The organism is Nocardia sp. NPDC004123 (genome assembly GCF_053603795.1).
In genome coordinates this window covers 67,325-90,368 of record NZ_JBSGGG010000032.1, presented here as the reverse complement: position 1 = coordinate 90,368, position 23,044 = coordinate 67,325, and the positions used below count along the sequence as shown (strand labels likewise).

23 protein-coding genes are annotated in these 23,044 nt (G+C 69.1%); 13 read left to right on the top strand and 10 right to left on the bottom strand.

Annotated elements, in window-relative coordinates; translation table 11 throughout:
* Positions 1-50: 50 nt before the first annotated feature.
* Both ACWEQQ_RS37285 and ACWEQQ_RS37280 read right to left on the bottom strand, forming a co-directional pair.
* On the bottom strand, positions 51-1,565 hold the full coding sequence (locus ACWEQQ_RS37285; protein ID WP_357002128.1) for a sensor histidine kinase: 1,515 nt from the start codon (positions 1,563-1,565) through the stop codon (positions 51-53).
* Positions 1,566-1,652: 87 nt separating this feature from the next.
* On the bottom strand, positions 1,653-1,868 hold the full coding sequence (locus tag ACWEQQ_RS37280; protein WP_452343293.1) for a biotin/lipoyl-binding carrier protein: 216 nt from the start codon (positions 1,866-1,868) through the stop codon (positions 1,653-1,655).
* 92 nt (positions 1,869-1,960) lie between these two features.
* On the opposite strand from ACWEQQ_RS37280, the gene ACWEQQ_RS37275 reads away from it, so the two are divergent.
* On the top strand, positions 1,961-2,035 hold the full coding sequence (locus ACWEQQ_RS37275) for a 50S ribosomal protein bL37 (protein ID WP_153805149.1): 75 nt from the start codon (positions 1,961-1,963) through the stop codon (positions 2,033-2,035).
* A 187-nt stretch (positions 2,036-2,222) separates the two neighbouring features.
* Here the strand turns inward: ACWEQQ_RS37275 and rsrA are convergent, their stop codons facing one another.
* Both rsrA and ACWEQQ_RS37265 read right to left on the bottom strand, forming a co-directional pair.
* Positions 2,223-2,498, bottom strand: a complete 276-nt coding sequence (rsrA, locus tag ACWEQQ_RS37270) for a mycothiol system anti-sigma-R factor (protein ID WP_452351539.1) — start codon at positions 2,496-2,498, stop codon at positions 2,223-2,225.
* Between the two features lie 8 nt (positions 2,499-2,506).
* Complete coding sequence (locus ACWEQQ_RS37265) at positions 2,507-3,214, bottom strand: sigma-70 family RNA polymerase sigma factor (protein WP_452351538.1); 708 nt, start codon at positions 3,212-3,214, stop codon at positions 2,507-2,509.
* Between the two features lie 314 nt (positions 3,215-3,528).
* Between ACWEQQ_RS37265 and ybaK the strand changes: the two genes are divergently transcribed.
* The 4 genes from ybaK to ACWEQQ_RS37245 all read left to right on the top strand — a co-directional run bounded on the left by ybaK (position 3,529) and on the right by ACWEQQ_RS37245 (position 6,890).
* Positions 3,529-4,023 (top strand): Cys-tRNA(Pro) deacylase, encoded by a 495-nt coding sequence (gene ybaK, locus ACWEQQ_RS37260; protein ID WP_452351519.1) that lies wholly within the window; start codon positions 3,529-3,531, stop codon positions 4,021-4,023.
* Positions 4,024-4,178: 155 nt separating this feature from the next.
* Positions 4,179-4,727 carry a MarR family winged helix-turn-helix transcriptional regulator gene (locus ACWEQQ_RS37255; protein WP_452343296.1) on the top strand — a complete coding sequence of 183 codons (549 nt, stop codon included), beginning with the start codon at positions 4,179-4,181 and terminating at the stop codon, positions 4,725-4,727.
* 71 nt (positions 4,728-4,798) lie between these two features.
* Positions 4,799-6,421: an MDR family MFS transporter gene (locus ACWEQQ_RS37250; RefSeq protein WP_452351537.1), complete on the top strand. Its 1,623-nt coding sequence runs from the start codon at positions 4,799-4,801 to the stop codon at positions 6,419-6,421.
* A 172-nt stretch (positions 6,422-6,593) separates the two neighbouring features.
* Positions 6,594-6,890: a hypothetical protein gene (locus ACWEQQ_RS37245; protein ID WP_452351518.1), complete on the top strand. Its 297-nt coding sequence runs from the start codon at positions 6,594-6,596 to the stop codon at positions 6,888-6,890.
* Between the two features lie 74 nt (positions 6,891-6,964).
* Here ACWEQQ_RS37245 and ACWEQQ_RS37240 read toward each other — a convergent pair whose 3' ends face one another.
* Positions 6,965-7,732, bottom strand: coding sequence for an SOS response-associated peptidase (locus tag ACWEQQ_RS37240; protein WP_452351517.1), 768 nt, complete (start codon positions 7,730-7,732; stop codon positions 6,965-6,967).
* 131 nt (positions 7,733-7,863) lie between these two features.
* Between ACWEQQ_RS37240 and ACWEQQ_RS37235 the strand changes: the two genes are divergently transcribed.
* The gene (locus ACWEQQ_RS37235) at positions 7,864-9,372 is read left to right on the top strand and encodes an aldehyde dehydrogenase family protein (RefSeq protein WP_452351516.1); all 1,509 of its coding nucleotides are present in this window, start codon (positions 7,864-7,866) and stop codon (positions 9,370-9,372) included.
* 63 nt (positions 9,373-9,435) lie between these two features.
* On the opposite strand, the gene ACWEQQ_RS37230 is transcribed toward ACWEQQ_RS37235, so the two are convergent.
* Complete coding sequence (locus tag ACWEQQ_RS37230; RefSeq protein WP_452351515.1) at positions 9,436-9,729, bottom strand: hypothetical protein; 294 nt, start codon at positions 9,727-9,729, stop codon at positions 9,436-9,438.
* 202 nt (positions 9,730-9,931) lie between these two features.
* Between ACWEQQ_RS37230 and aroA the strand changes: the two genes are divergently transcribed.
* The 4 genes from aroA (at position 9,932) to ACWEQQ_RS37210 (ending at position 13,050) form a co-directional block, all read left to right on the top strand.
* Entirely contained in the window at positions 9,932-11,215 is a 1,284-nt protein-coding gene (gene aroA, locus ACWEQQ_RS37225; protein ID WP_452343300.1) for a 3-phosphoshikimate 1-carboxyvinyltransferase, read from the top strand.
* Positions 11,176-12,219, top strand: a complete 1,044-nt coding sequence (rsgA, locus tag ACWEQQ_RS37220; protein ID WP_452351536.1) for a ribosome small subunit-dependent GTPase A — start codon at positions 11,176-11,178, stop codon at positions 12,217-12,219. Before aroA ends, rsgA begins: the two co-directional genes overlap by 40 nt.
* 72 nt (positions 12,220-12,291) lie before the next feature.
* Positions 12,292-12,510, top strand: a complete 219-nt coding sequence (locus ACWEQQ_RS37215) for a hypothetical protein (protein WP_452343301.1) — start codon at positions 12,292-12,294, stop codon at positions 12,508-12,510.
* 15 nt (positions 12,511-12,525) lie between these two features.
* Positions 12,526-13,050 carry a nitroreductase family deazaflavin-dependent oxidoreductase gene (locus tag ACWEQQ_RS37210; RefSeq protein WP_452343302.1) on the top strand — a complete coding sequence of 175 codons (525 nt, stop codon included), beginning with the start codon at positions 12,526-12,528 and terminating at the stop codon, positions 13,048-13,050.
* A gap of 57 nt (positions 13,051-13,107) precedes the next feature.
* On the opposite strand, the gene ACWEQQ_RS37205 is transcribed toward ACWEQQ_RS37210, so the two are convergent.
* Complete coding sequence (locus ACWEQQ_RS37205; RefSeq protein ID WP_452351535.1) at positions 13,108-15,780, bottom strand: AAA family ATPase; 2,673 nt, start codon at positions 15,778-15,780, stop codon at positions 13,108-13,110.
* A gap of 308 nt (positions 15,781-16,088) precedes the next feature.
* On the opposite strand from ACWEQQ_RS37205, the gene ACWEQQ_RS37200 reads away from it, so the two are divergent.
* Positions 16,089-16,301: a hypothetical protein gene (locus ACWEQQ_RS37200; RefSeq protein ID WP_452343304.1), complete on the top strand. Its 213-nt coding sequence runs from the start codon at positions 16,089-16,091 to the stop codon at positions 16,299-16,301.
* Between the two features lie 100 nt (positions 16,302-16,401).
* Positions 16,402-16,719 carry a hypothetical protein gene (locus ACWEQQ_RS37195; protein WP_379427423.1) on the top strand — a complete coding sequence of 106 codons (318 nt, stop codon included), beginning with the start codon at positions 16,402-16,404 and terminating at the stop codon, positions 16,717-16,719.
* A gap of 31 nt (positions 16,720-16,750) precedes the next feature.
* On the opposite strand, the gene ACWEQQ_RS37190 is transcribed toward ACWEQQ_RS37195, so the two are convergent.
* Positions 16,751-19,372 (bottom strand): AAA family ATPase, encoded by a 2,622-nt coding sequence (locus tag ACWEQQ_RS37190; protein WP_452351514.1) that lies wholly within the window; start codon positions 19,370-19,372, stop codon positions 16,751-16,753.
* A gap of 52 nt (positions 19,373-19,424) precedes the next feature.
* On the opposite strand from ACWEQQ_RS37190, the gene ACWEQQ_RS37185 reads away from it, so the two are divergent.
* Positions 19,425-19,730, top strand: a complete 306-nt coding sequence (locus ACWEQQ_RS37185) for a hypothetical protein (protein WP_452351513.1) — start codon at positions 19,425-19,427, stop codon at positions 19,728-19,730.
* 63 nt (positions 19,731-19,793) lie between these two features.
* Here the strand turns inward: ACWEQQ_RS37185 and ACWEQQ_RS37180 are convergent, their stop codons facing one another.
* Both ACWEQQ_RS37180 and secA read right to left on the bottom strand, forming a co-directional pair.
* Entirely contained in the window at positions 19,794-20,033 is a 240-nt protein-coding gene (locus ACWEQQ_RS37180) for a hypothetical protein (RefSeq protein WP_354833969.1), read from the bottom strand.
* Between the two features lie 164 nt (positions 20,034-20,197).
* Positions 20,198-23,032 carry a preprotein translocase subunit SecA gene (secA, locus tag ACWEQQ_RS37175; protein WP_452343307.1) on the bottom strand — a complete coding sequence of 945 codons (2,835 nt, stop codon included), beginning with the start codon at positions 23,030-23,032 and terminating at the stop codon, positions 20,198-20,200.
* Positions 23,033-23,044 lie beyond the last annotated feature (12 nt).

Below are 23,044 nucleotides of genomic sequence, written 5' to 3'. Positions count from 1 at the left end.
CGGGCGCAGAATTTTCACTACGCCCGAACTCGTGCGCCGCGCAATATGTTTCAGCGAGCGGAGCGACGGCCGAGGGGAACTCGCAGCACCGCGTCGGTACCGACATCGGCGCCGGGATGAAGTCCGATGGACCCGCCCAATTCTGCCGTCACGAGAGTGCGGACGATTTGCAGGCCCAACCGGTCGGAGGCTTCCAGGCTGAATCCGTCGGGCAGGCCGCGGCCGTCGTCGCTGATGATGACGTCGAGCCAGCGCGCCGAACGCTCGGAACGGATTGTGACAGTACCGTTCTCGCCGGCGTCGAAGGCGTGCTCGATGGCGTTCTGCACGAGCTCGGTCAGCACCATGACCAGCGGCGTCGCCCGTTCGGCGGAGAAGACGCCGAGCGATCCGGCGCGGCGCACCTTGATGCGGGCGGTGTGCACGGTCGCCACATCGGCCATGATCGGCAGCAGGCGGTCCACCACCTCGTCCAGATCGACCTCTTCGTCGACCGACATGGACAGCATTTCGTGCACCGAGGCGATCGAGGTGACCCGGCGGACCGATTCGGTCAGGGCCAGGCGGGCCTCCTCGTTCTCGGTGCGGCGGGCCTGCAGCCGCAACAGCGCGGCCACCGTCTGGAGGTTGTTCTTCACCCGGTGGTGGATCTCGCGAATCGTGGCGTCCTTGGACAGCAGCGCGCGGTCGCGCCGCTTCACCTCGGTGACATCGCGGACCAGCACCGCGGCCCCGGCGAGTTCCCCGTGCGGGCGCAGCACCAGGGTGCGCAGCAGCACGGTCGCCCCGCGCGCCTCGACTTCCATTCGGCGCCCGGCCTTTCCGGCCAGGGCCGCCTGGATGTCGCCGACGACTTCCTGCGCGTCGAACGGATCGGTGATCAGCGAGCGGGTGGTCAGCGCCAGATCCTGGCCGACCAGGTCGTTCTGCAAACCCATGCGGTGATAGGCCGACAGGGCATTGGGGCTGGCGTAGACGACGGTGCCCTCGGTGTCGAGGCGGATGAAACCGTCGCCCGCGCGGGGGCTGGAGTGCGCGCCGGTGCGGTCCTCGAGCGCGGGCCAGGTGCCGTCGGCGACCATCTGGCACAGGTCGTCCGCACAGGACATGTAGGCGATCTCGAGGCTGGAGCGCATCTTGCGACGCTGGGTATCGGTGTCACGGCCGAGCACGGCGATGATGTCGTCACCGACCCGCACCGGAATCGCCTCGCGCATGGCGTGCACGGGATGCGGGTGATAGACGCCGGTGAGGGCGGTATCGGTTTCGGTCCGAGCGATATCGGCGGTCAGCAGGGCCTCGAACACCTGCGGATTCGCCTCCTTGGTGGCGAGGGTGCCGACCAGATCCTCGAGGTGCACGGTAGGCGCGGTGGTGGGGCGGCACTGGGCGACGCACACCACCTCCGCGCCGGCACTGACCGGGCCCGTGCCCACCCAGAGCAGCAGATCCGCGAAGGACAGATCCGCCAGCAACTGCCAGTCCCCCACCACCCGCTGCAAATGGTCGACGGCCGCACCCGGTAGATCGGTGTGCTCGGCCAGTAGCTCACTCAGTGTCGACATTCACCACGCTCCTCTGTTCCCACGTCGCGTGTATGTTCCCACGCGACGCGGCAAGGGCGCCTCAGGAGCAGGTCGGGGGCTCGTCGCTCAGGAGATGACGGCGATCAGGTCACCCTGCTGCAGCACCTGGCCGGGGCTGACGTGGATGGAGGCGACGGTGCCCTCGATCTCGGAGATGACGGGGATCTCCATCTTCATCGACTCCAGCAGGACCAGGGTCTGGTCGACGCTGACCTTGTCGCCGACAGCGACCTCGATGTTCAGCACAGTCGACACCATCTCGGCCTTCACTTCCTCAGCCATGTACACCTCTCGCGTTCGCGTTGACCCGTAGCCCCTGAAGGTACAGCCAACCACACATGAAAGAATGACGGCCGACTGAAGGGAGATTACCTATGGGTAAGCGTGGACGTAAGAAGCGTGGCCGCAAGAAGAATGCCGCCAACCACGGCAAGCGGCCGAACGCCTGAGCCGTAGCGAAAAGCTCGAAAACTGCTGAGCGGCACCACTTCCCATCGGGAAGGGTGCCGCTCAGTTCCGCCTCTCCCGGACTTCAGCGGGCAGCCGGTTGCCGTTCCGACTCTCACACCCGTGCCGGCGGCCAAGTGCCGAACCTATTTTGGACGTACCCGGTGAGTTACCCGGGTCGCCACCAAATCAGTTCTCCGGCTCCGTAACGACACGCGTTTCAACACGCGTGTAGCTGGTCCGGATCTCCATCGTCAGGCGCTGGCGCAGGGAATCCGGTGCGCGGTCGCCGCCGCATTTGCGATTCAGCAGCGACTTCAGCTTCTCCTCCAGGCCGTAGGCCTCGATGCACGGCGAGCAACGGTCGATGTGCTCACGCAACCGTGCCTTCACGGTGTCGTCGCACTCGTTGTCCAGGAGCAGCCAGACATCGGCGAGCACCGCCGAGCAGTCCAGTTCTTCCATCTCGTCGCTCACTGGGTTACCTCCTCACGCGCCGCATCGCTGCCCGACCGATTGAATCCACGTTCCCGCGCCACGTCGGCGAGCAGGCCCTTGAGCTGCTTGCGGCCACGGTGCAGACGGGACATGACGGTACCGATGGGAGTTCCCATGATCTCGGCGATTTCCTTGTAGGGGAAGCCCTCCACGTCGGCGTAGTACACCGCCATCCGGAACTCCTCGGGAAGCGACTGCAGAGCGGCCTTGATGTCGTCGTCCGGCAGCGCCTCGAGGGCTTCCATCTCCGCGGAGCGCAGACCGGTGGAGGTGTGCTCGGCGGTGGAGGCCAGCTGCCAGTCGGTGATCTCGTCGGTCGGATACTGCGCGGGCTGGCGCTGCTTCTTCCGATACGAGTTGATGTAGGTATTGGTGAGGATGCGGTACAGCCACGCCCGCAGGTTGGTGCCCTCGCGGAACGAGCGGAACCCCTGGTAGGCCTTGGCGAAGGTCTCCTGCACCAGATCCTCGGCATCGGCCGGGTTGCGAGTCATGCGCAACGCCGCCCCGTAGAGCTGGTCCAGCAGCGGGAGCGCGTCACGCTCGAATCGCGCGGCCAGTTCCGCCGCGGATTCGGTACTCCTGGCACCGGATTCACTCACCTCGTCATAGTCGACCGCTTGATCGTCGCCGGCGTCGATGCGCTCGCTGTCCGCGTCGTCATCACGCTGGCGATCGACCATGTCGTCGTCGCTCGTCACGCTAATCCCTTCGATCGCCGTAGCACTTGAATCTACCGCGAACAGGGATTCGGCCAGGAAACCGGCCGGGGGCGCGACGTCGGCGGCCCCCCTGCGGAACAGCAGCGGCCCGGTCCGCACCGGGGGCTCTTCGACCAGAACGGTCACCGACTCCTCCTTGGATGAATGGGATGCGTGCGCCCGCGAACCGTGGGCCCTGCGGTTGCTGTGAAGCGCGTATCGCGTGCAACAGGTGTGACGCTCACCCTGTTCCCAGCACCGGAAATCCGGTTGCGTCCGCTGGATAGGGTGAGCCCATGGCTGCAGCTCCGACCCCGGCGATCAAGGCTCTGATGCAGGCGAAGGTGGACCACCGGGTGCACTCGTATACCCATGACCCGCGCAGTGATTCGTACGGGGCGGAGGCGGTGGAGGCGCTCGCGAGCGAGCTCGGGGTTACCGCCGGGCAGATCTTCAAGACGCTGGTGATCGAACTGGGGTCGGGCGGGCTGGCGGTGGCGGTATTGCCGGTGCCGACCACGCTGTCGCTGAAGGCGGCGGCCGCGGCGCTGGGCGGCGGCAAGGCCGCCATGGCCGACAAGGCCAAGGCGGAGCGGACGACCGGGTATGTGCTGGGCGGGATTTCGCCGCTGGGGCAGAAGAAGCGGCTGCCGACCGTCGTCGACGAGTCGGCGCTGGAGTGGGATCGGGTGCTGTGCAGCGCGGGTAAGCGCGGGCTGGAGATCGAGCTCGCCCCGGCGGATCTGGTCCGGCTCACGGGAGCGGTGACGGCCGCGGTCGCAGTGGCCTGACCTGCCCAAGAGGGGCGAATTGTCCGATTCTCCCGTGAGCGGAGACACAACCTCCGGAAAAAGCTTGCCAAGGGACAACTATGTCGGAATACTTGCGCCGTACAACTAGTTGACGCATACAAGCAGTTGACCGACGCAAGGAGGTGAGACCGACCGTGACCGACGATGACCCGGCGACTACCCCCACCGACATCGACGACGGCCTTGTCGACGCCATCGCCTACGAGATCGCCCGGCTCACCAAACTGCGCGACCGCACCAATGCGCAGGTCGCGTCCATGACCCAGGGCGAGATCGAACCGGCCGCGTTCAGCATCCTGTTCCAGCTGATCCACGACGGCCCGAAACGCTCGGGCGCGCTGGCCGAGGCCCTCTATTCCGACGCCTCGACCATCAGCCGGCAGGTCGCGAGCCTGGTCAAGCGCGGACTCATCGAGCGCCGCGCGGATCCGGCCGACGGGCGGGTCAGCGTCCTCGACGTGACCGACACCGGCCGCACCGTGGCCGCCCAGATCCGGGCCCGCCGCAACGACTCGCTGCGCCACATGCTGGTCGGCTGGGATCCCGATGAACGGGAGACCTTCGCCGCCCTGCTGCGGCGCTTCGTCGACGGCTACGAGGAGACCCGGCAGCGCATGCTGGCCGACATCGCGGCCCACAAAGACCTTCAGTCCTATTACGCACCCGCGGAGAGCAATTCGTGACTACACAAACGGAAGTGGCGGAGCCGGAACTCAATTCGGCCGGCTTCACCCACAAGCAGATCCTGGTCATCATGAGCGGTTTGATCATGGGCATGCTGCTGGCGGCCCTGGATCAGACCATCGTGTCGACCTCCATCCGCACCATCGCCGATGAGCTGCACGGCTATTCGGCGCAGGCGTGGGTGACCACCGCCTACCTGATCACCTCGACCCTGGCGACGCCGCTCTACGGCAAGCTCTCGGACATGTACGGCCGCAAGCCGTTCTACCTGGCCGCCATCTCCATCTTCGTGGTCGGCTCTCTGGCCTGTTCCATGGCGACCTCCATGTACGAGCTGGCCGCCTTCCGGGCCTTCCAGGGCCTGGGCGCGGGCGGTCTGATGTCGCTGGCGCTGACCATCATGGGCGACATCGTGTCCCCGCGGGAGCGCGCCCGCTACCAGGGCTACTTCCTGGCCGTGTTCGGCACCTCCAGCGTGGTCGGCCCGGTCGTCGGCGGCATTCTGTCGGGCACCGACCAGATCCTGGGCGTCACCGGCTGGCGCTGGGTGTTCCTGGTGAACGTGCCGGTCGGCATCATCGCGCTGGCCGTGGTGACCCGCGTGCTCAAGCTGCCCAAGCGCCCCGTCACCAAGGTGCCGATCGACTGGATGGGCATCTCGGTGCTGATCGTCGGCCTGGTGCCGCTGCTGGTGGTCGCCGAGCAGGGCCGCGAATGGGGCTGGACCAGCAGCCATGCCATCCTCTGCTACGTGCTGGGCGCGATCGGCGTGCTGTCGTTCATCGCGGTCGAGGCCAAGCAGGGCGACGCGGCGCTGATCCCGCTGCGCATGTTCAAGAACTCCACCTTCGCCCTCGGCGTGGTCATCTCGGTGGTGGTCGGTGCGGCCATGTTCGGCGGCATCACCCTGCTGCCGCAGTACCTGCAGGTGGTGCAGGGCGCGAGCCCGACCAAGGCGGGTCTGCTGATGCTGCCGCTGGTGGCGGGCATGATGACCGGCTCGATCCTGGCCGGCCAGCTGATCGCCCGGACCGGGCGGTACAAGTACTTCCCGCCGGTGGGCGCGGCGCTGCTGACCTCGGGCCTGTTCCTGCTGCACCTGGTGTCGGCCGACACCGAGCTGTGGGTCGTCATGATCTTCATGGCCATCACCGGCTTCGGCCTCGGCAACCTGATGCAGCCGCTGACCCTGGCGCTGCAGAACGCGTTGCCGCCCAAGGACATGGGCGTGTCCACGGCGGCCGCGACCTTCTTCCGGCAGATCGGCGGCACCCTGGGCGTGGCGGTGTTCCTGTCGGTGCTGTTCACCCAGCTGGCTCCGAACATCACCACCTCGCTGGAGAGTGTCCGGGGCGACCAGGCCTACACGCAGGCCGCCACGGACGCGGTGAAGGGCCCCGACTCGGTCGACAAGAAGGTCGTCCTCGGCCTGTCGAACCAGGAGACCGCGCCGGCGGTCGTGGGCCAGGTGCTCAACGACAGCTCGGTGATCCAGCAGCTGAATCCGACGCTGGCGCACCCCTTCAAGGAGGGCTTCGCCAAGTCCATGGACCGGGTGTTCCTGTCGGCCACCTTCGTGGCGCTGCTCGGATTCATCCTGGTGCTGTTCTGGAAGGAGGTGCCGCTGCGCAGCGCAGGTGGCATCCAGGCCAGAAAGGAAGCCGTCGAGGCGGCGGACGCCGCGGCGGTCTGATCGGCCGGACGACAATCGAATCGGCAATGCCCCCGACGCGGAGACGCGGCGGGGGCATTGCCCTTTCACAATTCGGCCGAATTTCTGTGAGTTACTTGGGAGCGCGCAGTGAGCTTGTTGTGAACCTTTTGTCCGCAAGGTCCTATACGAACCCGAGGATGTGATGCGGTTTATGTCTCACCATCGGCGAATTCGCACGGCCGTCGCCGCCGGAGCGCTGGTACTGGCACTGGGATCCGCCCCGCTGACGATCGCGCTCGCGACGGCCGCGCCGGTGCACGCCGCTCCGGTCAATCCGAGCTTCCCCGACCCGGGCGGCCCGGGCGGCGGGCAGCAGCAGAAGAAGGACGAGCGCATCGACAAGGCGGAGAAGCTCGGCGGCAACATCATCACCAGGATGATCGACTCGATGGCCGACACCCTGAAGTGCACGCTCAATATCGGGCTGCCGACCGTGAAGTGCGGTTGAGACGAACCCTCGAAGCACCCGTGCCCCGCTGCGTTCCGCAGCGGGGCACAGTGCTGGAACGGGAAAGAAGCCGGTCAGATCAGGCTGATCTGACCGGCCTGTTCGTCCACCTGCGCCAGCAGTTCGGGACCGTTGTTCTTGACACTGTTGACCAACGACGGCACTTCGCGCACCAGAATGTCCGAAACCGCTGCGGGGTAAGGCGTTTCCAGCAGCGATTCGGGAGCGGGGTGGTCCGGGTCCAGCCACGCGTCCCAGTGCTCGCGCGGCATCGGCAGGGGCATGCGGTCGTGGACCTTGGTCAGATCGCCGACCGCATCGGTGGTCAGGATCGTGCAGGACAGCAGGGGCTGCGCCTCGTCGCCTTGACTGCGGTCACGCCAGACCGACCAGAGACCCGCCATATAGAGGCGTCCCCCGTCGGCGCGGGACATGAAATACGGCCGCTTGACGGCCTTTCCGAACGCGTCGGCCTCGGTGACCCACTCGTACCAGCCGTCCATGGGCACCAGGCAGCGGCGCTTCTTCACCGCATCACGGAAGGAAGCGGTGGTGGCGGCCTTGTCGGCGCGGGCATTGAACAGCGGTTTGCCCTTCACCGGGATTCCGGGCTCGGCGGCCTTGGTCCAGGGCGGGATCAGACCCCAGCGCATGGCCCGGATGCGCAGGGTGGCCGGGTCCTCCGGGTGGTCGCGGTCGTGGCGTTCGACGACCGTGAGCACCTTATTGGTGGGAGCCACGTTGTAATTCGGATCGAAGCCCTGGTCGCCGGTCTCGTCGATAGCGTCGAGCTCGACGGCCAGCTTCGCGGGATTCGTCGTGGTCGCGTATCTACCGCACATGACGACCATGCTGCCATCGGGTGCCGACAGTCACCAGAAGTGAATCGCCCGCGATGTGATGGCAATTGACATCACTTGGACGGTATGAGACGTTCGTCTCATCACACTCTCATCAAGGGACGCCGCCAATCATGACTGCAACCGAAACCGCCCCGCTCGATCAGGCCGACACGCTGACTTCGGTCAACCCTGCCACCGGCGAGGCCCTCGCCACCTACAAGATCGATGATGAGGCGGCGGTGCGCGCGGCCGTCGCCAAGGCCCGGACCGCCGCCGCCACCTGGGGTGCGCTGACCTACGCCGAGCGCAAGAAGCACATTCTGCGCTGGGGCAGCAAGCTGGTCGAGAAGTCCGACGAGCTCAGCGAGCTCATCCACGCCGAGAACGGCAAACCCCTCGACGACGCCTTCCTCGAGCTCATGCTGGCCCTCGAGCACATCAAGTGGGCCGCCTCCAATGCCGAGAAGGTGCTCAAGCCCAAGAAGGTCGCGCCCGGCGCGTTCATGGCCAATTTCGCCGCCCACCTGGAGTACCGCCCGCTCGGCGTGGTCGGCGTGATCGGGCCGTGGAACTACCCGATCTACACCCCGAACGGCTCCATCGCCTACGCCCTGGCCGCCGGCAACTGCGTGGTCTTCAAGCCGAGCGAATTCTCCACCGGCATCGGCAATTTCGTGGCCAAGGCGTTCGCCGAGGCGAATCCGGAACTGCCGGACGGCGTCTTCATCACCATCAACGGCTACGGCGCGACCGGTGCGGCGCTGGTCAAGTCCGGCGTCGACAAGCTGGCCTTCACCGGATCCACCGCGACCGGCAAGAAGATCATGGCCTCCGCCGCCGAGACCCTCACCCCGGTGCTGCTGGAGTGCGGCGGCAAGGACGCGGTGATCGTGGCCGCGGACGCCGACGTCAAGGCCGCCGCCGATGCGGTCGCCTGGGGCGCCACCGCCAACTCCGGCCAGACCTGCGCGGGCGTGGAGCGGGTGTACGTGGACAAGGCGGTCGCCGACGAGTTCGTCGCCGAGGTCAAGCGCATCCTCACCGACATCAAGCCGGGTTCGGACAGCACGGCCTCCTACGGTCCGATGACCATGCCCAGCCAGGTCGACATCGTGCGCCGGCACATCGACGACGCGCTGAAGAACGGCGGCAAGGCCGTGCTGGGCGGGCCCGAATCGGTCAAGGGGCCCTTCATCGAACCGGTCGTGCTGGTCGACGTGGACGAGTCCTCGGATGCGGTGTGCGAGGAGACCTTCGGGCCGACCGTCACCATCCGCACCGTCAACGGCGTCGACGAGGCCGTGGAGCTGACCAACAAGAGCAAGTACGGGCTCGGGTCGGCGGTGTACTCGAAGAACCAGGGCATGGAGATCGCCCGGCGCCTCCAGGTCGGCTGCACCTCGGTGAACTCGGTGCTGTCCTACGCGGCGATCTCAGGGCTGCCGTTCGGTGGCGTGCGCGACTCCGGCATCGGCCGCATCCACGGTGCGCCGGGCCTGCTGGAATTCTCGCGTCCGCACTCGATCGCGGTGCAGCGCTTCGCGATTCCCGGCATGGCGCTGCTGTCCTACACCCGTACCGACCGGACCATGAAGCTGCTGCGCAAGATCGTGCCGCTGATTCACGGGCGCGCCAAGTAGGGAGAGCCGACCCCGGGACTCTCAGGGATAGCCGGTCTCCGTACGGAGACCGGCATTTCGCGTTCAAGGAGCCGGTGGCAAGGGCGTGGGGGCGAAGAACTCCTCGAGCGGGGTGGGACCGGTGTAGCGCTGACAGTTGCAGCGCGCCCAGGCCTTGAGACCGACGCCGGTCTTACGGAACGTCTCGGCGTGGCAATGACCCGCTTCGCGGTCGTGCAGGGCGAGGTCGTGGCCACAGCCGCAGACGGCCGGGCCGGCCGCGGCGCCGGCCTTGCTGCGGCGGGAGCCGAATCGGCCCGCGAGCCAGCCGCCGCCGACGAGCGCGCCACCGATTACGAGGCTGAGGGGATCGATCACCCGATCAGCATACGTACTCATATACGTATACGTCTAGGCTCGTCCACGCCCGACGGAACGACTGATCTGGCGAGTCCGGGGTAACTCATCGGGCACGGGCTCAGTCGGGCACGGCACCCGACCGCCGGTCCGCGACGCAAGTCCCGGGAGAATTATCGGTCGGCGAAAAGGCTCGGGGAGGCGGGAGTGCGAAGATGGCCTTGTGACTTTTTGGCCCGCGCCCCACGTCCGAATTCCCGTCCACGCGACCGTGACCCTGCCCGGGTCCAAATCCATTACCAATCGGGCGCTGATCCTCGCCGCGCTGGCGGATCGGCCGTCCACCATCACCGGCGCGCTGCGCAGCCGGGATACCAACCTCATGATCGCGGCGTTGCGGGCCATGGGCACCGGCATCGAAGGCGAGGGCGAGACCCTCACCGTCACCCCGCCCGCCGAGTTCACCAGCGCCATGGTCGATTGCGGGCTCGCGGGCACCGTCATGCGCTTCCTGCCGCCGGTCGCGGCGCTGGCGCGCGGCGATGTCGCCTTCGACGGCGACGAGCAGGCGCGGATGCGGCCGCTCGGCACGATCCTGGACGCGCTGCGCGCACTGGGCCTCGACATCGACGGCAACCAGCTGCCGTTCGTGGTGCACGGCATGGGCGCACTGCGCGGCGGGCCGGTCACCATCGACGCCTCGAGCTCCTCGCAGTTCGTGTCCGGGCTGCTGCTGTCGGCGGCGCGGTTCGAGCAGGGCGTCACCGTGAACCACGACGGCGCGGCGCTGCCGTCCATGCCGCACATCGAGATGACCGTGGAGATGCTGCGGCGGGCCGATGTTCGCGTGGACGCGCCCAACGATCCGCGCAAGGCGCAGACCTGGACCGTGGCCCCCGGCCCGATCCGGGCGGTGGACTGGGAGGTCGAGCCGGACCTGTCCAATGCCACCCCGTTCCTGGCGGCGGCGGCCGTCACCGGCGGCGAGGTGAGCATTCCGCACTGGCCGCGGCTCACCACCCAGCCGGGCGACGTGATCCGGGAGATCCTGGTGCGCATGGGCGCCGAGGCGCGCTTCTTCGACAGCGTGCTCACCGTGCGCGGGCCCGAGCGCCTGGCCGGCATCGACATCGACCTGCACGACGTGGGCGAGCTGACCCCGACCGTGGCCGCCCTTGCGGCACTGGCGGATTCGCCGTCCCGGCTGCGCGGCATCGCGCACCTGCGCGGGCACGAGACCGACCGGCTGGCCGCACTCGCCACCGAGATCAACCGGCTGGGCGGCAAGGTCACCGAGACCGAGGACGGGCTGGCCATCGTGCCCAGCCCGCTCACCGGCGGGCAGTGGCGCTCCTACGCCGACCACCGGATGGCCACCGCCGGCGCGATCATCGGCCTGGTGACGCCGGGCGTGGAGATCGAGGACATCGGCACCACCGCCAAGACGCTGCCGAACTTCGTCGACCTCTGGGACAGCATGCTCGGCTCGTCGGGAGCAGACCACTGAGGCGGCGCGAGTACGACGAGTCCGATGTCCGGGTACGCCCGGGCAAGGGCTCGCGTCCGCGCACCAAGACCCGGCCGCAGCACCTGGATGCCGAAGCGGCCATGGTGGTTTCGGTGGACCGCGGCCGCTGGGGGTGCGTGCTGGACGGGGATCCGGACCGGCCGCTGACGGCCATGCGGGCGCGCGAGCTCGGCCGGACGCCGATCGTGGTCGGCGATCAGGTGGACGTGGTCGGCGACCTGTCCGGCAAGCCCGACACTCTGGCCCGCATCGTGCGGGTGGTCGATCGGCGAACGGTCTTGCGCCGCACCGCCGATGACACCGATCCGTTCGAGCGCGTGGTGGTGGCCAATGCCGAGCAGCTGTTCATCGTGGTGGCGCTGGCCGATCCGCCACCGCGCACCGGATTCGTGGAGCGGGCCATGGTGGCGGCGTATGTCGGTGGGCTGCAACCGATTCTGTGCCTGACCAAGCACGATCTGGCCGCCGACTCCGAATTCGCCTCGGCCTTCGAGGATTTGGATCTGACCATCGTCTACGGCGGCATCGAGGACCCGCTGGAGCCGGTGCTGGACCTGCTGGACGACAGGCTGACCGCGTTCATCGGGCACTCCGGGGTGGGCAAGTCGACCCTGGTGAACCGGCTGGTTCCGGAGGCGGAGCGCGCCGTCGGTGAGGTGTCCGGGGTCGGCAAGGGGCGGCACACCTCGACCCAGTCGGTGGCACTGCCGCTGCCCGACGGCGGCTGGGTCGTCGACACGCCCGGCGTGCGCTCGTTCGGCCTGGCGCACATCACCCCCGACGACGTCATCCAGGCGTTCTCCGATCTGGCCGACGCCATCGAGAACTGCCCACGCGGCTGCACCCACCTGGGCCCGCCCGCCGACCCGGAGTGCGTGCTCGACGAACTGCCCGGCAAGGAGCTCCGGGTGGCGGCCATCCGCCGCCTGCTCACCGCCCTCAATTCGAACGATCCGTGGTTCCGAGGCAGTAGCGACACCTGAAGCTAGCCCTGAGTTAGCTGAGAAATCGCCCATTCGATACCTTTTGTGCATAACCGGCACGAAGGGATGGTCATGAGCGAAGAACTTCCCGAGTTGCAGCACGCCAATGGGCAGCGGCACAGCGATGTCCGGCCCGCACCCGACGAGCCCGATAGATCGGGGCGGGAACAGGACGAGTCCGGGCCGCGGGACCAGGACGAGACCCTGGCGCCCGCGCATCCGGACGACCGGTCCCCGGCCGGCGCGCACGATTGGCAGGACGACTGGGATCGGGCGCGCTGGGCGCCCTAGCAACATAATCGGGGCATGGCATTCGCTGAATGGCGGCGCCGGCCCGAGGCGCCCGCCCGCTGGAACCCGCTCCCGCGACTGGGCCGCGGCCTGGCCCGCCGCCGGACCGTCATGCGCATCGCACCGGCGGTGTTCGCGCTCGAACGCTTGACGCGGCGAGTGACGCACGGCCGCAAGGGAATACTCGATGTCGCGGGTCTGCCCGCGCTGCAGCTCACGGTGGCCGGCCGCCGCACCGGCCTGCCGCGCACGGTCAGCCTGCTCTACGTCCCGGACCCGTACGACGAGAAGCGCTTCCTGATCGTTTCGTCGAACTGGGGCCTGCCCGAACAGCCGTCCTGGTCGGCCAATCTGCGCGGCGCCGAACGGGCCGAACTGCTGGTCCGCGGGGAACGGTTCCCGGTCGAGGTGCGGCAGCTGACGGGCGCCGAGCGGGATCGCGCGTGGCGGCGGGCGCTGGAGTTCTGGCCGGGTTACGCCATGGAGCAGCGACTCGCGGGCACTCGCCGTTTCCGGCTGTTCGAGCTCACCCGGACCTGATCCGGAAATTGCTGCTGGACATTAGCTGTCAGCGTGCGCGGCAGCCGGAACCACGCCTCAGTGCGGGCGCGTCAGGCGCATGCCATTGTCGAAGTCGATGCCCCGCAGCTCGGAACGGCTGGTGAGACCCAGCTTCTCGAGAATCCGGGACATGTGGTGCCCGACCGTGCGCGGGCTGACGAACAGTTCCGCGCCGATCTCCCGGTTGGTGAGCCCCTGGGCGGCCAGCCGGGCCACCTGGGACTCCTGCGCGGTGAGCGGTGTCGAGCCGGCGCCGGGCTTGGCGCCGGTGCCGGTGAGCTCCAGCTCGGAGCGGGTGCGGGTGGCCCAGGCGGTGGCGCCGATGAGGTCGAAAGCGTCGGCGGCGGCGCGCAATTGCTCGGCGGCGTCGCGGCGGCGGCGGACCCGGCGCAGCCACTTGCCGTAGAGCAGCTGGGTACGGGCGCGGCCGAAGCTGGTATGCCGGGTGTCGCCGACCGCCAGGGCGCGGCGGTAGTAGTGCTCGGCGCGGTCCTCGTCGGCCAGCAGTGCCCGGCAGGAGTAGGCGGTCGTCAGCGCCCATCGGGCTCGCGTGCGCCGCGTCCAGGCCGCGATCAGCTCTGCGTACTCGGCCGCCTCGTCGAAACGGCCCACGCGGCAGGCGGCCTCGACCGTGTCGAGGGTGGCCAGCCGGGCCAGCGTGGGATGCGCGGCCTCGTGGCCGGGCAGGTACAGCGCGCGCAGGCGGCGATAGGCCGACTCGGAATCCCCGGCGGTCAGCGAGTGGAAGCCGTGATGCCAGTACGCGCCGCCGATCAGCGCCGACACCGCGTGCGGGCGGGCCAGGGCCAGCGCGCGATCCACGCTCTCGGCCACCGTGTCCGCGTCGCCGCGCTGGGCGGCCAGCCGGGCCCGCAGGTTCCAGCACTGGGCCAGGATATTGGCCGCGCCCGCGCCCGCGGCCAGCTCGAACACCTCGGCCAGGGTGCTCTCCCCCGCCTCCCAGTGACCGGTGGCGAACTGCACCACGGCCAGTTGCGGCAGCACGCCGAGCGCGGCCGGCCGACCGCCCGAATTGCGCAGGCCCCCGGCCACTCTGAGGTACGGCTCCAGCGCCCGCTCGGCCAGACCCCACTCGAGCAACTGCCCGGCCGGCGGCAGCAGATGTGCGGCCGCGATGGGCGAGGGCGCGGCCCCGGCCGCTTCGAGCTGACCGTCCAGCGGCAGGTCCGCGGCGCGGCCCACCGACCAGGCCGCCCGGTCGGCGAGCAGCCGCAGGCCGGCCGCGAGGTCGGCGCCGCCGCCCTGCCATGGCGAATCCGGGCTCACGGCAGCGGTTTCCGGCCTGGCGGCGGATGCGCGGACGGCCTCGGCATCACGCAGCAGCAGGATGTGCGCCTGGGCCGGGTCGCCGGTGACGAATTCCAGCAGGCCGGGCAGGCCCCCGCTGGCCGTGGCGATCGCGGCGGGCGTGGTGCGGGTCTGGGCGAGGGCGAGCAGGCGCTGTGCCGACTCGATATCACCGCCCTCCCAGGCGAATCGGGCCGCACCGGCCAGCCGCACCCCGGCGGTGTCCGGGTCCGGGGTGATGGCCGCGGCGCGGCGCAGCACCGCGGCCGCGGCCAGCGTTCCGGCGCGGGCCCGCACCCGCTCGGCACCGTCGGCGAGCGACTGTGCCAGCGTGGGATTCGGGCCGTCGAGGACGGCGGCCAGCTGCCAGGTGCGCAGGTCGCCGTTCTCGGCGCCGGGCAGGGCATCGGCCAGGGCCAGGTGGACGGTGCGGCGCTCGGCCGTGGACGCGGCGTCGTAGGCCGCGCCGCAGAACAGACGGTGCCGCATTTCGACGCGCCCGTCGGTGACCGTGAGCAGCCCGGCCGCCACCGCCGACTCCCAATCCGCCGCGGTGACACCGAGTTCGGTCGCGGCCGTCGCGACCGGGCACAGCGTGCCCCGATCTTCCGCGGCCACCACGGTCAGCAGGGTGCGCACCCGCGGCTCCAGGGCGGCGAGCCGATCGGCGAAGGCGGCACGCAGCCGCGGACCGAAAGGCGCCGGTCCGCAGCCGATTCCGGCGCCGTCCTCGGAGTCGATGGGAAATTCCTGCAACGCCAGCGGATTGCCGTCGGCCAGCCGCAGCATGCGCGACGCGCGCGGCTCGCCGATGCCGCCGGAGCGCAGGGCCAGCAGCCGTCGCGCGTGCGCCTCGGTCAGCGGTGCGACGGGCAGCACGGGCAGCGGCTGCCACACCGTGGTGGCCGGGCATTCGCGTATCGCGGCCAGCAGCGCCACCCGGCCGGCGCCCAGGCGGCGCAGCGCGAAGGTGAGCGCCTGCCCGGTCGCGGCATCCACCCACTGGGCGTCGTCGACGATGAGCAGCAACGGCCGTTCCCGGGCGACCGTCGCCAGCAGTGTCACCAGGGCCGCGCCCACCAGGAAGCGATCGGCCGGCCCGGCGTCCCGGCCGAGGGCCGCGGCCAGGGCCCGCGCCTGCGGGACGGGCAGCGCGGCGACCCGATCGATCAGTGAGAGCAGCAGTTCGTGCAGCGCGCCGAAATCCCGCTCCGATTCGGCGGGAAATCCACGGCAGGTCACCACTCGAAAATCGGTGGCACGTAGCTCGGCATCGCGTAACAGTGCGGTTTTTCCGATTCCCGGTTCACCCCACAAGAGCAATCCCCCGCCGCGACCGGCGCGCGCCTCGCTCAATACGCGAGACAGTTCGGCCTGTTCTCGCTCCCTCCCCTGGAGCACCCGGATATCGCGCACATTGCAAGCTACCTCGATCCCCGAGAGCCGGACAAACTCGACGTCGCCGCCGTCCCATCGACTGAGATCACCTGGGAGATATGCGATTCCGAGCTTTCAACGATGACCGATACGATGACCGATACAGCGACCGATTTTGATTCGCACCCCGTCGGCTAAAATGCTGCGCGAATTCGATCCAAAATCGGGCGACTCGCCCAATTCGATATCCATTGCATTCCCAGAAGATTGCGTGCTAAACATTCGTCCTCAGCTGAATTTCCGCTGATTCGTTTGATTCCAAAGGAGATTTCATGCGCAAGATCCGTGTTCTGGGTGTGGCCGCCGCTGCCACCGGTCTGCTGTTCGCCGGTGCGGGCCTGGCTGCCGCCGACGGCACCGCCCCGACCACCCCCGCCACGCCGACCACCGGATCGGCCGAGATCCTCACCAACCTCATCAAGGCGCTGATCACCGGTAGCGCCTCCACCCCGGGCACGACCACGACCACCACCACCGGAAACTGATCCGACCGGTTGCCACGCCGTCCCGGATCGACGCCGAAGGGGGTCGCCGATCCCGGCGGCCCGGGGTGCGGACACCGCCGGAAATAGTTAGCCTGCCGAGGTGGAAGACCGTGAGCGCAAGGAATTTTCGCCGCTCCTCGACGACGCCCTCGGGCCCGGCGCGCCCGTCACCCCGGAAGTCCGGATAGGGCGCAACGATCCGGAAGGCGTGCTGCCGGAATGCGTGCGCTGTGGAAAGCCCGCCGCCCTGCACCTGCGGGCGGTGTGGCTTTCCACCCGCGCCGTGCTCGCCGGAGACACCGATGTGGACAACCTGATCCAGGTACACGCCTGCGGAGGCTGCGCGGGCAGCGTGGCCGGGATGATCCTCATCAACTGGGACCCGCGCTACTGGGGCGAGTCGGTCCACCTGGAATGACGCCCAGGAGCGTCACTCCGATACGAGAACTTCAGCGCGGCCGCACAATTCGCATGCCATTGTCGAAATCCACGTCGACCAGATCGGTCCGGCCGCTGAGCCCGAGCTTGCCGAACACCCGCGACAGGTGATGGCCCACCGTGCGCGGGCTCAGGAACAGGTCGGTCCCGATCTCCCGATTGGTCAGGCCCTGCGCCGCCAGCCGCGCGACCCGCAGCTCCTGCGCCGTCAGCACCGAGGTCTCGCCGTGCGCGGTGACCGGTGCGGCCCGGCGGCCGGTCAGCTCGAGCTCCTGCCGGGCGCGCAGCACCCACCGGGCCGCGCCCATGCCCTCGAACGCCTCGGCGGCCGTGCGCAATTGCTCGGCCGCGTCGGCGCGCCGCCGGGCCCGGCGCAGCCACTTGCCGTAGAGCAGCTGGGTGCGGACATGATGCAGATCGTGGCGGGTGCGCCGGACGGCCAGCGCACGCCGGAAGTAGTGGTCGGCGCGATCCCCGGAGCACAGCAGGGCCCGGCAGGTGTAGGCGGCCGAGAGCGCCCAATCCGCGCGGGACCGCACCGCCCAATCCCGGATCTCCCCGTAGTATTCGAGCGCGTCGGCCTGCCGGCCGACCCGGGTGGCGGCCTCCACCAGCTCCACCGCGGCCAGCCGCGCGTAGGTCGGATGCCGGGCGTCGTGCCCCGGCTGGGCCAGGGTCCGCAGCCGCAGGTACGCGGTCTCCGGATCACCGAGGCTCAGCGCGTGGAAGCCCAGATGCCAGTGCGCCGACGCGATGAGCGCATGCGCCCGGCGCGGCCGCGCCAGCGCCAGCACCCGGTCCGCGCTGTCCAGCACCGTATCCGAATCACCGTGCAGCGCGGCGATCTTCGCGCGCAGGGCCCAGCACTGGGCGAGCACGTTCTCCACCCCGCCCGCCGCGGCCAACTCGAACGCCTCGGCCAGGGTCTGCTCGGCGGCCGCGAACCGGCCATTGGCGAACTGGATGATCGCCAGCTGCGGTAGTAGCGACACCGCGGCGGGCGCCGAACTGCCCCGCAGGTACGCCGCCGCCTGGGTGTACGGCTCCAGGGCCGCGTCGGCCAGCCCCCACAGCAGCACCAGCGGCGCCGGCGGCAGCGGCCGGACCATGGTGTGGAAGCGCGAAATACCCTCCCGCACGGTCATTTCCGCGGGATCCAGATCGAGGACGCCGTGCCCGGCCACCCAGCGCGCGCGTTCGGCGTCGATCCGCAGGTGCGCGGCCGTCTCGGGATCCACCAGCTCGGCATCGCGCAGCAGCAGCCGGCTCGCCCGCTCCGGTTCTCCCGCAACGAATTCCAGCAGCCCGGCCAGCCCGCGCCCGGCCACCGCGGCGCGCTCCGGCCCGAGCCGGGCGGTGGCACGATCGAGCAGGCCGCGCGCGGAGGCGATATCGCCGCCCGCCCAGGCGGATCGACCGGCCGCGGCCAGCCGCTCCCCCGCCCGCTCCGGATCCGGCGTGATGGCGGCGGCCTGCCGCAGCATGGCCGCGGCGGTCATGTGCCCGTGATCCGCGCCGGCGGCCGCCGCGGCCAAGGCCGCGGCCAGCTCCTCGTCGGGGCACTCGGCGGCCATGGCCCGGTGCCAGATACGCAGATCCGCCGTGCCCGGTCCGGTCAGCGCGTCCGCCACGGCCAGCTGCGCGGCGCGGCGCTCGGCGGCCGTGGCGGCGTCGTGAACGGCGGCGCACAGCAGGGCGTGGGCACGTTCCACCCGGCCGTCGCCGACCGTGAGCAGGCCTGCGGCCGTGGCGAATTCCCACGCGGCGGCATCGACGCCGAGGGCCGCCGCGGCGGTGGTCACGATACCCAGCACGCCGCGGGTCTCGGTGGCGGCGACGGTCAGCAGCACACGCACCCCGGCGGGCAGCGCGGCGACGCGATCGCGGAAGGCCGCGCGCAGTCCGGGCCCCAGCGCCATCGGCTCGGGCGCGGTGCCCGCGAGATCACCGACGACATCCGGCAATTCGTGCAGGGCCAGCGGATTGCCACCGGCCACGGCGAGGATCCGGGCCAGCCGCAACGCGCCCAGCGGGCCGTGCCGCTCGGCGACGAGACGGCGGGCGTCGGCCTCGGGCAGGCCGGTGACCGGCAGCGCGGGCAGTTCCCGCCAGAGCGTGTCGGCCGGATCGTCGCGCAGCGCCACCAGCAGTGTCACCGGCGCCGCGGTCAGCCGGCGGATGGCGAACACGATCGCCTGCGCCGACTCCGGATCTACCAGCCGGGCCTGGTCCACGACCAGCAGCAGCGGGCCCTCGGCCGCGAGCGCCGACAGCAGCCGCACCAGGGCGGCGCCGACCAGGAAGGCGTCGGCCGCACCGGCGTGCAGGCCGAGCACCACGCCCAGCGCCCGGGACTGGGCGGTGGGCAGCGTCGGCAGCCGGTCGGCCACCGGCAGCAGAAGTTCGTGCAGGGCAGCGAAATTCAGTTCGGATTCGGTGCTCATACCCTGACAGCGCAGCACCCGGAAATCGGCGGCGCGATCGACGGCGGTGCGCAGCAGCGCGGTCTTGCCGATGGCCGGATCGCCGTACAGCACCAGCGCCGATCCCCGCCCCGAACGGGCCGCCGCGAGAGCGCGATCCAACTGGCTCCGTTCACATTCCCGCCCGTAAAACTTCAGGTCCTCCCACACATCCGGGAATTTAGCCCAGCTAATAGAGCGCAACCAAGCTACCGCCGAGTAAATGGCACAAAATGTCTTGAATGACGCACATCACAAATTTGAGGGGAGTAATTCAATTAACGCGCAACCCGGTTCGCGCGATAAAAATGCCCTTGATTGCGATCCCAGCGAAGTGAAAAGGGTACGAATGGGATTCGGATCGGCGGCAGGCCGCAACGACCGCGCCCAGAGTCCGAATACCCCTTGCTGGGCCGCCGAAACACCTGAGCGGCAGGAAATTTCACCGAACGCCGACCCGGGCGGCCCTGCGGTCGTCCGAATTGTCCGTTCTTTCGGCATCGGCCCTCTGATTCATTCCCGAAAATGACAGTGCCCCCGACGATTTCGCCGAGGGCACGGTTTCCGTTCGAGCCGGGGACCCGGCATTCGATCAACGGAAGATGGTCATGTACCACAGGCCGTCGGCGCCCTGATCGCACCGCCACTGCCAGCCGTCCTCACCGCGCAGCTGCACGCCTCCCGCCTGGAACTGGCCGCCATTGCCGTCGGCGGCGCAGGCGTCGACGGTGGCGTAGTTACCGTCGACGGTCAGGGTCTCCGCGTGCGCGGTCGCGGCGCCCAGCCCGGCGATGCCCAGGGCCATGGCGGTGAGGGCAAAAGTCTTGCGCATGATCGTGATTCCTTCCTGCTCGGCCGCCCCACGGCGACCGGACTGGAACCCATTTCAGCGAACCGATCGTGACTGTTTCATGACCACGCGAAAACCGCTGGTCCAGACCGGAAAACACTGCGCCCCGGGTGTGAACACCCGGGGCGCAGTGGGTTTCGCTTGGCTCAGTGGCGGCGCTTGGAGCGCGGGGCGCGGTCGGCCTTGCCCTGGGCGCGGGCCGCCTCACGGCGCTCGCGGCGGGTGCCGCCCTGACCGTCCTCGAGGCCGTACTCGTCACGGTCGCTGCGGATGGCGGCGTGACCGCCCTCGTCCGGACCGGAGTAGGACAGGCCGCGCGGACCGGACTCGTCGATGCCCTTGGCGCGCAGGGCCGCCGGAGCGCCATTGCCGTTGGCGGCCGCGTCCTCCTCGGTGGGGAGCGGGCGGTTGCCGACCGGCGACTGCAGGCCCGCGGCCACGTTCACGCCGACCGGCTGCGGCTGCTGCACCTCGACCTGGAGGTTGAACAGGAAGCCGACCGACTCCTCCTTGAGGCCGTCGAGCATGGCCGCGAACATGTCGAAGCCCTCGCGCTGGTACTCGACCAGCGGGTCGCGCTGCGCCATGGCGCGCAGGCCGATGCCCTCCTTGAGGTAGTCCATCTCGTAGAGGTGCTCACGCCACTTGCGGTCCAGGACGCTCAGCAGGATCTGGCGCTCCAGATTGCGCATGCTGCCCTCGCCCGCGAGGCCGTCGATCTCCGACTCGCGGTTGTCGTAGGCGGCGTGCGCGTCCGCGAGCACCGCGTCCAGCAGCTCCTCGCGGGTCAGCTCGCCCACCTCGCCGCCGTCGCTCTCGCCGGTGAGGTCCTTGTAGTCGATGCCGATGGGGTACAGCGTCTTCAGCGCGCCCCACAGCTTCTCCAGATCCCAGTCCTCGACATAGCCCTCGGCCGTGGCGCCATTGACGTAGGCGGTGATCACGTCGGTGATCATCTCCTGCACCTGGCCCTCCATGTCCTCGCCCTCGAGGATGCGGGCGCGCTCGGCGTAGATCACCATGCGCTGCTGGTTCATGACCTCGTCGTACTTGAGGACGTTCTTGCGGATCTCGAAGTTCTGCTGCTCGACCTGGGTCTGCGCGGACTTGATGGCACGCGAGACCATTTTGGCCTCGATCGGCACATCGTCGGGCAGATTCAGCCGGGTCATGATCGACTCGAGCGCGGCGCCGTTGAAGCGCCGCATCAGCTCGTCACCCAGCGACAGGTAGAACCGGGACTCGCCCGGGTCGCCCTGACGGCCGGAACGACCGCGCAGCTGGTTGTCGATGCGCCGCGACTCGTGCCGCTCGGTACCCAGCACGTAGAGGCCGCCCGCGTCGCGGACCGCCTCGGCGTCCTCGTCCACCTGCTCCTTGACCCGCTCCAGGGTCGGGTGCCAGTGGGCCTCGTACTCGTCCGGGGTCTCCACCGGGTCCAGGCCCTGCCGGCGCAGCAGGATGTCGGCGATGATGTCCGGGTTGCCGCCCAGCACGATGTCGGTACCACGGCCGGCCATATTGGTGGCGACGGTGACCGCGCCCGGGCGACCCGCCTCGGCGACGATCTGCGCTTCCTGCTCGTGGAACTTGGCGTTCAGCACGTTGTGCGGGATACCGCGCTTGGTCAGCAGCTTGGACAGATACTCCGAGCGCTCGACCGAGGTGGTGCCGACCAGGACCGGCTGACCCAGCTCGTGCTTCTCCTGGATGTCGTCGGCGACCGCGGCGAACTTGGCCTCTTCGGTCTTGTAGATCAGGTCGGACTGATCGGCGCGAACCATCGGCTTGTTGGTGGGGATCGGCACCACGCCCAGGCCGTAGGTCTGGTGCAGCTCGGCCGCCTCGGTCTCGGCGGTACCGGTCATGCCCGAGAGCTTGTCGTAGAGACGGAAGTAGTTCTGCAGCGTGATGGTGGCCAGCGTCTGGTTCTCCGGCTGGATCTCCACGCCCTCCTTGGCCTCGATGGCCTGGTGCATGCCCTCGTTGTAGCGGCGGCCCACCAGGATTCGGCCGGTGAACTCGTCGACGATGATGACCTCGCCGCTGCGGACGATGTAGTCCTTGTCCTTGGCGTAGAGCTCCTTCGCCTTGATAGCGTTGTTCAGGTAGCTCACCAGCGGCGAGTTGGCCGCCTCGTACAGGTTGTCGATGCCCAGCTGGTCCTCGACGAATTCGACGCCCGCCTCGTGCACACCGATGGTGCGCTTCTTGATGTCGACCTCGTAGTGCAGGTCCTTCTTCAGCAGCGGCGCGATGCGCGCGAACTCCGCGTACCACTTCGAGGAGGCGTCGGCCGGGCCCGAGATGATGAGCGGGGTACGGGCCTCGTCGATGAGGATGGAGTCGACCTCGTCGACGATGGCGAAGTAGTGCCCGCGCTGGACCAGATCGTCCAGCGAGTGGGTCATGTTGTCGCGCAGGTAGTCGAAGCCGAACTCGTTGTTGGTGCCGTAGGTGATGTCCGCGGCGTACGCCTCGCGGCGCTCGGCCGGGCTCATGCCGCCCAGGATCACGCCGACCTCGAGACCGAGGAAGCGGTGCACGCGGCCCATCCACTCGGCGTCGCGCTTGGCCAGGTAGTCGTTGACGGTGACGACGTGCACGCCCTCGCCGGAGATGGCGTTGAGGTAGGCGGGCAGCACACAGGTCAGGGTCTTGCCCTCACCGGTCTTCATCTCCGCCACATTGCCGATGTGCAGGGCGCCGCCGCCCATGATCTGCACCTTGTAGTGCTTCTGGTTCAGCACTCGCCAGGACGCTTCCCGCGCGGTCGCGAAGGCTTCCAGCAGCAGCTCGTCGAGGCTCTCGCCGTCGGCGTAGCGCTGCTGGAACTCCGCGGTCTTGGCCTGCAGCTCGGCGTCGGTGAGGGCCGTGTACTCCTCGTCGAGGGCGATGACCTCGTCCGCCAGACTTGCCAGCCGCTTGACCGTGCGACCTTCACCAATCCGTAGCAACCTTGAAAAACTCAGCGCAGGCACGGGTCTTGTAGT

Bases quoted from the DNA above. Each gene is read 5' to 3' on its own strand.
- ACWEQQ_RS37250 (WP_452351537.1), top strand. From the start codon at position 4,799: ATGAGCGGTTTGATCATGGGCATGCTGCTGGCGGCCCTGGATCAGACC.
- ACWEQQ_RS37245 (WP_452351518.1), top strand. From the start codon at position 6,594: ATGTCTCACCATCGGCGAATTCGCACGGCCGTCGCCGCCGGAGCGCTG.
- ybaK (WP_452351519.1), top strand. From the start codon at position 3,529: ATGGCTGCAGCTCCGACCCCGGCGATCAAGGCTCTGATGCAGGCGAAG.
- ACWEQQ_RS37235 (WP_452351516.1), top strand. From the start codon at position 7,864: ATGACTGCAACCGAAACCGCCCCGCTCGATCAGGCCGACACGCTGACT.
- ACWEQQ_RS37200 (WP_452343304.1), top strand. From the start codon at position 16,089: ATGCGCAAGATCCGTGTTCTGGGTGTGGCCGCCGCTGCCACCGGTCTG.
- ACWEQQ_RS37185 (WP_452351513.1), top strand. From the start codon at position 19,425: ATGGCACAAAATGTCTTGAATGACGCACATCACAAATTTGAGGGGAGT.
- ACWEQQ_RS37240 (WP_452351517.1), bottom strand. From the start codon at position 7,732: ATGTGCGGTAGATACGCGACCACGACGAATCCCGCGAAGCTGGCCGTC.
- ACWEQQ_RS37285 (WP_357002128.1), bottom strand. From the start codon at position 1,565: ATGTCGACACTGAGTGAGCTACTGGCCGAGCACACCGATCTACCGGGT.
- rsrA (WP_452351539.1), bottom strand. From the start codon at position 2,498: ATGGAAGAACTGGACTGCTCGGCGGTGCTCGCCGATGTCTGGCTGCTC.
- ACWEQQ_RS37280 (WP_452343293.1), bottom strand. From the start codon at position 1,868: ATGGCTGAGGAAGTGAAGGCCGAGATGGTGTCGACTGTGCTGAACATC.
- ACWEQQ_RS37180 (WP_354833969.1), bottom strand. From the start codon at position 20,033: ATGCGCAAGACTTTTGCCCTCACCGCCATGGCCCTGGGCATCGCCGGG.
- ACWEQQ_RS37215 (WP_452343301.1), top strand. From the start codon at position 12,292: ATGAGCGAAGAACTTCCCGAGTTGCAGCACGCCAATGGGCAGCGGCAC.
- ACWEQQ_RS37265 (WP_452351538.1), bottom strand. From the start codon at position 3,214: ATGGTCGATCGCCAGCGTGATGACGACGCGGACAGCGAGCGCATCGAC.
- ACWEQQ_RS37210 (WP_452343302.1), top strand. From the start codon at position 12,526: ATGGCATTCGCTGAATGGCGGCGCCGGCCCGAGGCGCCCGCCCGCTGG.